Raw genomic sequence first — 12,025 nt, 5'->3', positions numbered from 1 at the left:
ACGTACGGACAGGCGAGGAGCAGCGCGGTGGCGGTTCGAGCGGTTCGCGGGGCTGTCCAGCTTCGGCAGGACACGGCTGAGGAGATGGGGCAGCAGGTCGGTGGGCTGCTCACCGCGATCATGGAGCGCAATGGCCTCAGCGCGGATGAGCTGATCAGTATCTGGTTCACGGCCACGCCCGATCTGCACAGCGACTTCCCGGCCGCCGCCGCCCGGGGGCTCGGCATCGTCGACGTTCCGCTGATCTGCGCGCAGGAGCTCGATATCGCCGGTGCCATGCCCCGGGTCGTACGTATCCTCGCGCACATCGAGTCCGACAAGCCCAAGGCCGACATCGCGCATGTGTACCTCGGTGCCGCGGCCGCTCTCCGCAAGGACATCGCCCAGTGAGAACCGCCCTGGTCATGGGGACCGGCCTGATCGGCACCTCCGCCGCACTGACCCTCGCCAGCCGCGGGGTCACCGTCTACCTCACCGACCACGACCCGGAGCAGGCCCGCACCGCCGCCGCGCTCGGCGCGGGTACCGACGCCGCCCCCGAAGGCCGGGTCGACCTCGCGGTGATCGCCGTACCGCCCGCGCATGTGGCGGCGACCCTGGCCGACGCGATGCGGCGCGGGGTGGCCCGCGGCTACCTGGACGTCGCCAGCGTCAAGGGCGGTCCGCGCCGTGAGCTCGAGGCACTCGGTCTTGACCTGAGCGCGTACATCGGGACCCACCCCATGTCCGGCCGGGAGCGCTCGGGGCCGCTCGCCGCGACCGCTGACCTCTTCGAGGGCCGTCCCTGGGTGCTCACGCCCACCCGCGACACCGACACCGAGGTGCTGAACCTGGCGCTCGAGCTGGTCGCGCTCTGCCGCGCGGTGCCGGTCGTGATGGACGCCGACGCCCACGACCGCGCCGTCGCTCTCGTCTCGCATATGCCGCACCTGGTCTCCAGCATGGTCGCGGCCCGCCTGGAGCATGCCGAGGACACCGCCGTACGGCTCTGTGGCCAGGGCATCCGCGACGTCACCCGGATCGCGGCCTCCGACCCCCGGATGTGGATCGACATCCTGTCCGCCAACCCGGGCCCGGTCGCCGACCTGCTCGCCGAGCTCTCCGCCGACCTGGACGAGACCGTACGGGCTCTGCGCGGGCTGCAGTCCGCGGACGAGGACAAGCGGCTGGGCGGCGCGACCGGCATCGAGGATGTACTGCGCCGCGGCAACGCGGGCCAGGTGCGGGTACCCGGCAAGCACGGCTCGGCCCCGACCACATACGAAATCGTGGCCGTCCTCATCAATGACCAGCCGGGACAGCTGGCCCGGATCTTCGCCGACGCCGGAATGGCGGGCGTCAACATCGAGGACGTACGCATCGAGCACGCGACCGGGCAGCAGGCGGGTCTCGTGCAGCTCATGGTCGAGCCGAGGGCGGCGCCGGTGCTGAGCGCGGCGCTGCGCGAGCGGGGCTGGTCGATCCGGCAGTGAGGGCGGGTTTCCCGTGGCGGTTTCCCGTGGTGTTGACCGCGGGTTCGGTCCGGCAGTAAAAGGCGGGCGGGCGAGCCAGTAACCTTGTCCAGGGTCCGTTCACCGCAGCGGCCTCTTCTCCCGCTTGTGTGATCAGGAAGGTGTACCCCGCCCGTGGAAACCGCAGGAACCGCCGCCAGCACCGCCCCGGCAGTGATTGTCGCCATCGACGGCCCCTCCGGCACGGGCAAGTCCAGCACCTCCAAGGCCGTCGCCGCCCAGCTCGGCCTCAGCTACCTGGACACCGGCGCCCAGTACCGGGCGATCACCTGGTGGATGGTGCACCACGGCATCGACATCACCGACCCGTCCGCCATCGCCGCGGTCGCCGCCAAGGCGGAGATCGTCTCCGGCACCGACCCGGCCGCCCCGACCATCACGGTCGACGGCGTCGACGTCGCGGGTCCGATCCGTACGCAGGAGGTCACCTCCAAGGTCAGCGCGGTCAGCGCGGTCCCCGAGGTGCGGACCCGGATCACCGAGCTGCAGCGCTCCATCGCCGCCGGCGCCGAGCGCGGCATCGTCGTGGAAGGCCGGGACATCGGTACGACGGTGCTGCCCGACGCGGACCTCAAGATCTTCCTCACGGCGTCCCCCGAGGCGCGCGCCGCCCGCCGCAGCGGTGAGCTCAAGGGCGCCGACATCCACGCCACCAGGGAAGCGCTGATCAAGCGGGACGCGGCCGACTCGGGCCGGAAGACCTCGCCGCTGGCCAAGGCCGGTGACGCGGTCGAGGTGGACACCACCGACCTCACGCTCCAGCAGGTCATCGAGTGCGTCGTCACCCTCGTCGAGGAGAAGCGAGCCGCTACCGAGGAGAAGCGGGCCGCGAAGTGACCGCATCGTCCGTGCCATCCGGATCGTCCGTGCCGTCTGGCAGAGGCGCTGAGGTCGGTCGCCGGATCGGCGTCGGTCTGATGTACGGGCTGTGGAAGCCGCGCGTGCTCGGCGCCTGGCGGGTGCCCGCGAGTGGCCCGGCGATCCTGGCCGTGAACCACTCGCACATGGTCGACGGACCGATGGTGATGGGTACCGCACCCCGACCCACCCACTTCCTGATCAAGAAGGAAGCGTTCGTCGGCCCGCTCGACCCGTTTCTGCGCGGCATCGGCCAGCTGAAGGTGGACCGCTCGGTCGCCGACCGCAGGGCCATCACCCAGGCGCTGGACGTGCTGGCCGACGGGGGAGTGCTGGGGATCTTCCCCGAGGGCACCCGTGGCGAGGGTGACTTCGCGTCGCTGCGCGCGGGCCTCGCGTACTTCGCCGTACGCAGCGGGGCGCCAGTCGTCCCGGTGGCGGTGCTGGGAAGCACCGAGTGCCGCGGACGGTTGATACCAGGGCTGCCGCCGCTGCGCAGCCGGGTCGACGTCGTCTTCGGAGACGGCTTCGAAGCCGGAGACGGCAGCGGGCGGCGGACGCGTAAGGCGCTGGACGAGGCGACCGTGCGCATCCAGGAGCGGCTGACCGCCCACCTGGAAAACGCCAGGCGCCTCACCGGGCGCTGAGCGAGACTTGAGTAGTGGGCCGCGACACCAGCGGTCCATCGATGACTGATGACAGAGGTACGGACTTCATGAACGACCACATCCACGCCGATGACTCGGCGGGCGCCGGCGACCACGAGCACGGAGCGCTCGGCGACGCCGAGTACGCGGAGTTCATGGAGCTCGCCGCGCTGGAGGGCTTCGACGCCGACGACGTCGAGGGCGCGATCGACGAGGCCGGTCATGGACCGCTGCCCGTGCTCGCTGTCGTCGGCCGCCCCAATGTCGGCAAGTCGACCCTGGTGAACCGCATCATCGGCCGCCGCGAGGCCGTCGTCGAGGACAAGCCCGGTGTCACCCGGGACCGCGTCACCTACGAGGCCGAGTGGGCGGGCCGCCGCTTCAAGCTCGTCGACACCGGCGGCTGGGAGCAGGACGTCCTCGGCATCGACGCCTCCGTCGCCGCCCAGGCCGAGTACGCGATCGAGGCCGCCGACGCGGTCGTCTTCGTGGTCGACTCCACGGTCGGCGCCACCGACACCGACGAGGCGGTCGTCCGGCTGCTCCGCAAGGCGGGCAAGCCCGTCGTGCTCTGCGCCAACAAGGTCGACGGCCCCAGCGGCGAGGCGGACGCCACCGCGCTGTGGTCGCTGGGCCTTGGCGAGCCGCACCCGGTCTCCTCGCTGCACGGCCGTGGTACGGGCGACATGCTTGACGCCGTCCTGGAGGCGCTGCCCGAGGCCCCCCTGCAGACCTTCGGCGCCGCCGGGCTCGGCGGCCCGCGCCGGATCGCCCTCATCGGCCGTCCGAACGTCGGCAAGTCGTCGCTGCTCAACAAGGTGGCGGACGAAGACCGCGTCGTCGTCAACGAACTGGCCGGTACCACCCGCGACCCGGTCGACGAGCTGATCGAACTCGGCGGGGTCACCTGGAAGTTCGTGGACACCGCGGGCATCCGCAAGCGGGTCCACCTCCAGCAGGGCGCCGACTACTACGCTTCGCTGCGCACCGCGGCCGCGGTCGAGAAGGCCGAGGTGGCGGTCATCCTGATCGACGCCAGTGAATCCATCAGCATTCAGGACCAGCGCATCGTCACGATGGCCGTCGAGGCTGGGCGGGCGATCGTCCTCGCGTACAACAAGTGGGACACCCTCGACGAGGAGCGCCGCTACTACCTGGAGCGGGAGATCGAGTCGGAGCTCGCGCAGGTCGCCTGGGCGCCTCGGGTCAATGTCTCGGCGCGCACCGGGCGGCACATGGAGAAGCTGGTCCCGGCGATCGAGACGGCGCTGGCGGGCTGGGAGACCCGGGTGCCGACCGGGCGGCTGAACGCCTTCCTCGGCGAGCTGGTCGCCGGCCACCCGCACCCGGTGCGTGGCGGCAAGCAGCCCCGCATCCTCTTCGGTACCCAGGCGGGCACCAAGCCGCCGCGCTTCGTGCTCTTCTCCTCGGGCTTCATCGAGCACGGCTACCGGCGCTTCGTGGAGCGGCGGCTGCGTGAGGAGTTCGGCTTCGAGGGCACGCCGATCCATATCTCCGTGCGGGTGCGCGAGAAGCGCGGCCGCAAGAAGTAGCCGCAAGAAGTAGCCGCAAGAAACAGGCGTCCCTACGCGTGTACGCCTGTACGCGCGTACGTGTGGGCCCCGGCGCTCTCCTCAGGGAGGGCGCCGGGGCCTTTCGCGCGGGGCGCGGGGGGCGGGAGCGGGCCGGGTCAGCGGCCCCTGCGGGGAGCGGGCGGCAGGGCCGCCGGGAGCCTGCCCCCGGTGTGCGGCTGTCGCCCGTCGACGTACCAGGAGCCGCTCTGGCCGCTGTGGGCTCCGTACCCGCCGCCGTATCCGGTGGACCCGCTGTGGCTGTCGTAGCCGTGGCTCTGGCCGCTGTCGCCGTACGGCAGGCTGCCGAAGCCCGTGAATCCCAGATTGTCCTCGCCGGACCGGTCGCCTGGCAGCGCCTTGAAGGACCGGCGCCACTCCGCGAACAGTTCGTCGTAGATGGGGGTGGCTGAGCGGCCCCCCGAGGCGTTCCGGGCGGGGCGCATGGGAGGGATCTGGTGGCGGGAGGGCTCGTAAGGCTGCACGTTATGTGCCAACGACCTTGAGGGCTGTCGGATGCGGGGGATCGAGTACGGGCTCTCAGGTACCCGCCAGCGGCATCGAGCCGCCCACCAGGACACCGTCGGCCGCCGCCTTCTCCAGGGCCTCGCGCAGCAGGTCCTCGCGCTGCTGACGGCCGATCGAGCCAGCCGGTGCGGCGAACACCAGGACGCTGCTCAGCTTGTTGGCCGCGGCCCGCCAGCCGTCGGTGACCGGCAGCGGCTGGTGGGCCTGCCACCAGGCGACCGTGCCGCCGCCAGCGCTGGGCTGGAGCACGGCGTGCAGCTGGCCCATGGCGAGCAGTACGGACCAGCCGGGCAGCTTGGCGGGTACCTCCTGCACGCCGGTGACCGGCATGAAGCCCTGCTCGATCAGGAGCGGCAGGAAGTCGTCTCCCGGACCGGTCGTGCCGGGCCTGGCGATGGGGCCGGTGGGTTCGACGACGAGCGCGGGGTGCAGTTCGCCGTCGATCAGCAGGAGACCGCTGGTGATGCCGAGGACGGCCTGCTCCGCCGCCGGTGCGGCGGGGGGCTGGGCGCTGTCGGCCTCGCCCGTGATGGACCGTACGGCGCCCTGCAGGTGTTCCTCGGCGACCTGCACCACCTGGGAGGGCAGACAGGTGGCGTGGGCGAAGGCGAGGACCGCGGTTTCCTCGCCGACGAACAGCACGGTGCTGGTGTGCTCCTGCCCGGAGTCGCCCGGGGTGCGGCAGGAGGTGCAGTCGTAGCTGCCCGGGGAGTTGTCACCGGCGAGCAGCCGGTCGGCTTCGTCGTCGCCGATCTCGGCGCGTACGTCATCACTGACGTCGAGCATGCGCGGCACGGGGGGCTCCTCGGAGTGTGGGTGCGTCATGTGGCCGGGAGGGTCCCCGGCCCTTGTGGAGCACAACGGGTGACCCGTGGCGCAGGTCACGCCGAGAGGTGAACGGAATCGAACCATCCTGAGCGGAGGGTGAGGCGAGGGGCGGAATTCCTCACTCCATGACAACCCCTGGGGTATGCACCGAAGTTGAGGGGGAGAGGTGAGTCACAGATCGGCGAGCTCACGGGTCGACAAATCAGAAAATCAGCCGATGAAGGGGGTGTCCGGAATTCGACGATACTCCTGGTAACCGGCAACTGGCCTGGAGTGACAAGGAGTTGGTTGATACCGGGGCGGCGGGGTCCCTAGATTCCACCGCCGTGTGCAGCGAGCACCGCTCGGGTACGTCCGCCGGTCGCACCAGCCAGCTCCACGCGGTGCCCCTTCGGCGGACGGGGCGGCACGGACACGCCACGCAGGACGTGTGGCGGCCGGGCCAGCCCTGGGGGAGCCCGGGTTCTTCGAGAGGGAACCACATGTCCGCACGTCCCACGCGCAGTCGAGAGACAGCAGTACTCGCCGGGGCGGCCTTGCTCGCCCCGCTGGCATGGTTCGCCGGGGCCGGACAGGCCGCAGCGGCGGACAGCGGAGTATGGGACCGCATCGCCCAGTGCGAAAGCGGCGGAAACTGGCAGATCAACACCGGCAACGGCTACTACGGCGGACTACAGTTCGCCGCCTCCACCTGGCGTGCGTACGGCGGAACGGCGTACGCGCCGACCGCCGACCGGGCCAGCAAGGCGCAGCAGATCGCTGTCGCCACCAAGGTCCAGCGCGCACAGGGGTGGGGCGCGTGGCCGACCTGCTCGGCACGCGCCGGAGCGTCCGGCAGCGCGCCGGGGGCGGCCAAGGCGCCCCGGACGACGTCCCAGGCGCCCCAGGTCCCGAAGGCGGCCAAGGACTCGAAGGGCGCCAAGGTCACCGGGACGCCTCAGCGCGCACCGGCCCGCGCCGACCGCGAGGCGTCCCGTGACACGTACACCGTGCGGCCGGGAGACACCCTGAGTGCCATCGCCACTCGCTACGGGACCAGCTGGCAGCGGGTCTACGCCCTCAACGCGTCCGTCATCGGCGGTGATCCGCATCTCATCCTGCCGGGACAGCGGCTGACCATCTGACCAGATGGCTATCTGACCATCTGGTACGAGCTGGCCCCACCCGGTCATCCGATAGTCCGACCGGGTGGGGCTCGCCCCGTCCCGGGCGCGGGACGCCGCCGCACGCCGTCACCGCCCATAGCGTGACGCGATGTCACACACTCGCGTTTGGTTCGTGGGCCTACTCGCCGCCCTGTTGTCCCTCACCCCTGCGGGGGTGTCCGGCGCCACCCAGTCGGACCCCACCTCGCCCCGTGCCCTGCTCGCCGAGGTGCTCGACGAGTGCCCCTCGCAGGAGTCGCCCTGGAGCTGCCTCGCCGAGTGCGAGAGCAGCGGAGACTGGCAGATCAACACCGGTAACGGCTACTACGGCGGACTGCAGTTCTGGCAGCCGACCTGGGAAGAACACGGCGGGCTCACGTACGCCGCGCGCGCGGACCTCGCCACCCGCGAGCAGCAGATCAAGGTCGCGGAGAGGGTGCTGCTCACCCAGGGGTGGGAGGCCTGGCCCCAGTGCTCCAAGCGCTATGGCTTCGTCACCGGCATCCACAAGGTCAGGCCGGGTGAGACGCTTTCCTCGATCGCCGCCAAGTACGAGGTCAAGGGCGGTTGGCCCGCGCTCTACCAGGCCAATCAGAAGACGGTCGGTTCGAATCCGGACCGGCTGACGATCGGCACCAGGCTGGTCATTCCGTAGGCCGGGGAGGCCGGGAAGGCGGGGCGGGCTGGGAAGGAGGCCCGGGAGGCTGCGAAGCCCGCGCGTGCTGCCGCGCCTCACCGCTGAACACCAGGGTGCCGCGGCGCAGCTCGTGCACGATGACCGGGCGGCCGCTCCCCGTGTCCGGGCCAAGGCCGGGCGGCAGCCGCTGCTCGGCGATCAGTACGGCCGCGTCCAGCGCGGCGATGAGCTCGTATGTACGGGCGGCCACGGGCGGAGACATCCCCTGGGTCGGCTCGTCGACGAGCACCACGCGCGCGTCGGCGAGCAGCGCGCGGCACAGGGCGAGCATCCGCTGTTCGCCGCCCGAGAGGGTGCCCGCGTGCCGGGGCAGCAGCGGGCGCAGCTCCGGATAGGCCGCCAGGGCCGCGGTGAAGTCGCCGCGGCCCGCGGCGATCTCCAGGTTCTCGGCGACCGTCAGCGAGCCGAACACGGCCTGCCGGTCGGGGACGTAGGTGAGGCCGCGGCGGGCGCGCTCGTGGACGGGGAGCCGGGTCACGTCGGCGCCGCGCCACACCACGGCCCCGGCGGAGAGCGGGACCGTACCGGCGAGGGCGCGCAGCGCGGTCGTCCGCCCCGAGCCGTTGCGGCCCAGCAGAACGGTCACGCCCGGGTAGGGGGCCGCGAGGGAGACGCCGTGCAGCGCCTCCAGGGGGCCGTAGCGCACGCGCGCGTGGCGCAGTTCGATCTCAGGGTTCACGATGCGGCCGCCGTCCGGGCGTGTCGGGGGCGCTGTCCCGGGCCGTCAGGTCCCGTACGCGGTGGGCGGGGCCGGAGCCGACGATCCGCCCGGCGGCCATCACCCGTACCGTGTCGGCGAGGTGGGCCACCAGGTCGAGGTCGTGCTCGACGATCAGCAGGGCCATACCGTCGGCGGCGAGCGCCCTGAGCAGCCGCGCGAGGGCGGCTACCTCGGCGGTGTCCAGGCCCGCGGCTGGTTCGTCGAGCAGCAGGACCTGTGGGCCACCGGCCAGTGCGCGGCCCAGCTCGACGCGGCGCAGGGCGCCCGTCGGCAGGTCGGCGGCGGGCAGGTGCCGTACGGCGTCGAGTCCGAGCAGGGTGAGGGTCCTCGGCACGGCTCGGGCGTCCCGCAGACGCCCCTGCTCGGCCCCGACCGCGACGTTCTCCTCGACGGTCAGCGACGGAAACACGGCGAGCTGCTGAAAGGTCCGGGCCACGCCCAGGCGGGTACGCGCGTGGGCGGGCCGGTACGTGATGTCCCGTCCGCCGAACTCCACCCGCCCCGCGTCGGGCCTGACCGTTCCGGCCAGGCAGTGGAACAGGGTGCTCTTCCCGGCGCCGTTCGGCCCCACGACCGCGGTGATCCGGCCCGGCGTCACGTCCAGGTCGACTCCGTCCAGGGCGGTGAACTCGCCGAAGCTGACCCGCACTCCACGGGCCACGAGCGACGGCCCCGCCGACCGGGACGCCCCGTCGGCGTCCGGCTTCCGCGGGGCCCCGGCGCGTACCGGCCGTCCTCGGTCCGGTGGCGCGGTGGCGCGTGGACGCTCGGGCTGGGCCCCGGCGGACTCGACGAGGCGCCCCACGGCACGCGGGGACGCCCCCGGCTCGACTCCCGCGTCGACTCCGGTTCCGGCTCCCGTGTCTGCTCCCGCTCCGGCTCTCGCGTCGACTCCGGTTCCGGCTCCCGCTCCCATGCCCGCTACCGCCAGCCGCGCCCGTACCCCGGCCCCCAGCGGAGTCAGCCGGGCCGTCCGATACGTACGCGGGCGCAGGTACGCCAGCGCGGAGCGCAGCGCGTCGTACGGGCCACCGGGGAAGCGGCCGATCAGAACCGCCAGGACGCCGATCACCGCGGCCGCGACGCCGCCCCGGGTACCCGCGTCCAGGCCGACCAGCAGCGCGGCGGCGGCCAGCGCGCCGATCAGCGAGTCCGAGCCCAGCACCACGATCGCGGCGAACCAGAGCAGCCCGCGCACCGGATCGAACGCCGCCGGATCGAAGGCGCGCAGCCCCATACCGAGCATCCCGCCCCCCAGCGCGGCCAGCGCGGCGCCCACCACGAAGGCGCACAGCTTCAAGGCCGGAACTGGCACGCCCGCCGCCGACGCCCCCGACTCGTGGTCCCGCATCGCGGCCAGCGCCCGGCCCACCCGCCCCCGGCGCAGTGCGGTCACCACCAGCAACGCCCCAGTGAGCAGGCCCAGTTCGAGCACGTAGTACGCCCGGTCACCGGCGAAGCCCGGGGGGCGGTCCAGGCGGAGCCCCGCCGTCACGTACGGCTGGGCGAAGACGAAGCGGCTCACCGCGACCCCGACCGCGAAAGTCGCCAGCGCCAGCGCGAGACCGTGCCGACTGATCGCGGGCCACCCGGTGAGCAGCCCCAGCGGCGCCACCAGCAGCACGGCGACCCCCAGCGCGACCAGAAGCGGCAGTGCGGGCAGCCCCGGGAACCGGCCCGCCGCGAGCAGCGCGGTGAACAGTGCCCCCAGACCCGCGTACGCCGCCTGGCCGAGCGAGATCTGGCCGCCCCTGCCGGTCACCACGACCAGCGACAGCAGGATCACCGCGAGCGCCGGGACTTGCACGGACGTAGAGAGGTCGGACCCCGCGAACCCCAGCGGGAGCAGGAAGAGCACACCGGCCACTATCCAGGCGCCCGGCGGCGTGCGGACCCGGGCGGACGCCGTGCGCGGCAACGCGTCCCGGCTGCCCACCCCGGGCAGCACCAGCGCGGCGATCAGCAGCGCCACCACGAACAGATTGGCGCCCACCGCCTGGAGCAGCGGCTCGCCCCACCCCGAAGGGTGCAGCCGGGTCAGTTGGCTCTGCACCACGCCGATCCCCAGCGCGATCGCCACCGCGATCGGCAGGCTGCGCATCCCGGCCGCCACCGCGACCGCCAGGACCTCCATGACCAGCAGCGGAAGGCCGTACGGGTCGAGGCGTACGAACGGCGCGAGCAGGACGCCGGTCAGGCCCGCCGTAAAGGAGCCGAACGCCCAGCCCGCCGCCGCCACCCGGTCCGCGTCGATCCCGCCCAGCACGGCGAGCCGCCGGTTGTCGACCACGGCCCGCAGCTCGCTGCCCAGCCGCGTCCACCGGGTCACCACCCACACCCCGAGCCCCACCGCGAGCACGGCCGCCAGCTGACCCCAGGGCTCCGCCCCCAGCAGCTCGGGGGCGTCCGCCCGCGCGCCCTGCCCCCACAGCAGCACGGCCCCGCCGACCAGCAGGATGAAGACGCCGATCGAGGCGACCAGGGTCTGCGCCGGATCACCGCCGAGTACGGACAGCGGGCGGAACACCGCGCGCTCCAGGACCAGCCCGATCCCCGGGGCGACCACCAGGAGGGTGACCGACGCCGCGAGCCACAGCGGCCAGCCCCACTCGACCGTGAGCTGGCGCAGCAGATAGGCGCACACCATCGCGACCGCGCCGTGCGCGAAGTTGAGTACGCCGGTCGCCCGGTAGGTGACGATCAGCCCGATGCCGGTGAGCGCGGCCGCAGCGCCGACCGAGAGACCCGCCAGGGTGAGGTCGTACGTGAGTGACCCCATCCGTCAGGACTCCGAGGCCGATGCCCCGGCCCCCGGTCCGTCCTTCGTCGCGGTCCCGGACGCGTGCCTCGGTCCGTCCCCCGGTCCGGCGTCCGGTTCGCACACGGGGCAAGGGCTGAGCACGCCGCCCGCCAGCGCCGCCGCGCCCGCCGCCACCACCTCCGCCTCGGGCTTTCCGGCGACCAACGGGCAGTCCGCGCGGTGCCACAGGGTGCCCCCGGGGATCGTACGCAGCTCCTCGCTGGTGGCCAGGGGCTCCGCTGCCAGCTCCCGGGACGGCGTGGCATCCCCGGCTCCGGCTCCGGCCGTGACCAGCAGCCGGTAGAGCTCCTCGACCCGCGCCGCCGCCAGCTGGTGGCGACCTCCGACGAGGAGCACCGCCCCGGCGATGAGCAAGGCGGCCCCCGGCACCGTGCAGGAGGCCAGATAGGGCACCTGGCGCTCGGCGAAGCGCTCACCCGACACCCCGTACCAGCCGATCACGCAGAGCACGGCTCCGGTGGCGGCCGCCGCCCAGCCCGCCAGGAGCAGGGGGTGCACAGTACGCAGTCGAGCCGTCCGCATCCGGGATCTCCCTGGGGATATGGGTGCGCTGGGGATTTGGGTACGCGTCTGTTCATGTCAGCCGATCGCTTGCACTATGCCCTGTGCGAGCTGACCCTGAAAGCACCGGGCGATCCGGGCCCGGTCCGATACCCGGTGGTGAGCCAGATGGTTCTCGGGAGTAGCCCCAGGCGGGG

General features: G+C 72.7%; 12 protein-coding genes. 7 read left to right on the top strand and 5 right to left on the bottom strand.

Features of this window, described 5'->3' with window-relative positions; all coding sequences use genetic code 11:
• The first annotated feature begins 27 nt into the window (after positions 1-27).
• The 5 genes from aroH to der all read left to right on the top strand — a co-directional run bounded on the left by aroH (position 28) and on the right by der (position 4,569).
• Positions 28-390, top strand: a complete 363-nt coding sequence (aroH, locus tag GCN81_RS02355; protein WP_156721707.1) for a chorismate mutase — start codon at positions 28-30, stop codon at positions 388-390.
• Complete coding sequence (locus GCN81_RS02350; protein ID WP_156721706.1) at positions 387-1,472, top strand: prephenate dehydrogenase; 1,086 nt, start codon at positions 387-389, stop codon at positions 1,470-1,472. The genes aroH and GCN81_RS02350 overlap by 4 nt, the downstream gene beginning before the upstream one ends.
• Positions 1,473-1,625: 153 nt before the next feature.
• A complete protein-coding gene (gene cmk, locus GCN81_RS02345; RefSeq protein WP_156721705.1) occupies positions 1,626-2,348 on the top strand; it encodes a (d)CMP kinase in 723 nt (240 codons plus the stop codon).
• Positions 2,285-3,016: a lysophospholipid acyltransferase family protein gene (locus tag GCN81_RS02340; RefSeq protein ID WP_407697927.1), complete on the top strand. Its 732-nt coding sequence runs from the start codon at positions 2,285-2,287 to the stop codon at positions 3,014-3,016. The genes cmk and GCN81_RS02340 overlap by 64 nt, the downstream gene beginning before the upstream one ends.
• 68 nt (positions 3,017-3,084) lie before the next feature.
• Positions 3,085-4,569: a ribosome biogenesis GTPase Der gene (der, locus tag GCN81_RS02335; protein ID WP_407697930.1), complete on the top strand. Its 1,485-nt coding sequence runs from the start codon at positions 3,085-3,087 to the stop codon at positions 4,567-4,569.
• A gap of 137 nt (positions 4,570-4,706) precedes the next feature.
• Here the strand turns inward: der and GCN81_RS02330 are convergent, their stop codons facing one another.
• Positions 4,707-5,033: a hypothetical protein gene (locus tag GCN81_RS02330; RefSeq protein ID WP_156721703.1), complete on the bottom strand. Its 327-nt coding sequence runs from the start codon at positions 5,031-5,033 to the stop codon at positions 4,707-4,709.
• A 94-nt stretch (positions 5,034-5,127) separates the two neighbouring features.
• Positions 5,128-5,910: a hypothetical protein gene (locus tag GCN81_RS02325; RefSeq protein ID WP_156721702.1), complete on the bottom strand. Its 783-nt coding sequence runs from the start codon at positions 5,908-5,910 to the stop codon at positions 5,128-5,130.
• Positions 5,911-6,425: 515 nt separating this feature from the next.
• Here GCN81_RS02325 and GCN81_RS02320 point away from each other — a divergent pair.
• Both GCN81_RS02320 and GCN81_RS02315 read left to right on the top strand, forming a co-directional pair.
• Entirely contained in the window at positions 6,426-7,067 is a 642-nt protein-coding gene (locus GCN81_RS02320) for a LysM peptidoglycan-binding domain-containing protein (RefSeq protein WP_156721701.1), read from the top strand.
• Between the two features lie 130 nt (positions 7,068-7,197).
• Positions 7,198-7,743, top strand: a complete 546-nt coding sequence (locus tag GCN81_RS02315) for a LysM peptidoglycan-binding domain-containing protein (RefSeq protein ID WP_156721700.1) — start codon at positions 7,198-7,200, stop codon at positions 7,741-7,743.
• On the opposite strand, the gene GCN81_RS02310 is transcribed toward GCN81_RS02315, so the two are convergent.
• From GCN81_RS02310 to GCN81_RS02300, 3 genes are read right to left on the bottom strand one after another with little or no spacing between them, the layout of a single operon-like run.
• Positions 7,733-8,464, bottom strand: coding sequence for an ATP-binding cassette domain-containing protein (locus tag GCN81_RS02310; RefSeq protein ID WP_231626304.1), 732 nt, complete (start codon positions 8,462-8,464; stop codon positions 7,733-7,735). The genes GCN81_RS02315 and GCN81_RS02310 overlap by 11 nt on opposite strands.
• Complete coding sequence (locus GCN81_RS02305; RefSeq protein ID WP_156721699.1) at positions 8,454-11,285, bottom strand: ABC transporter permease subunit; 2,832 nt, start codon at positions 11,283-11,285, stop codon at positions 8,454-8,456. The genes GCN81_RS02310 and GCN81_RS02305 overlap by 11 nt, the downstream gene beginning before the upstream one ends.
• Positions 11,286-11,288: 3 nt before the next feature.
• Positions 11,289-11,849: a hypothetical protein gene (locus GCN81_RS02300; RefSeq protein WP_156721698.1), complete on the bottom strand. Its 561-nt coding sequence runs from the start codon at positions 11,847-11,849 to the stop codon at positions 11,289-11,291.
• Positions 11,850-12,025: the final 176 nt, after the last annotated feature.

Origin of the sequence: Streptomyces apocyni (genome assembly GCF_009739465.1) — a bacterium.
In the GTDB taxonomy this organism is placed as follows: Bacteria; Actinomycetota; Actinomycetes; order Streptomycetales; family Streptomycetaceae; genus Streptomyces; species Streptomyces apocyni.
The sequence above is the reverse complement of the archived record's forward strand: the minus strand, read 5'-3'. Positions and strand labels throughout refer to the sequence as shown.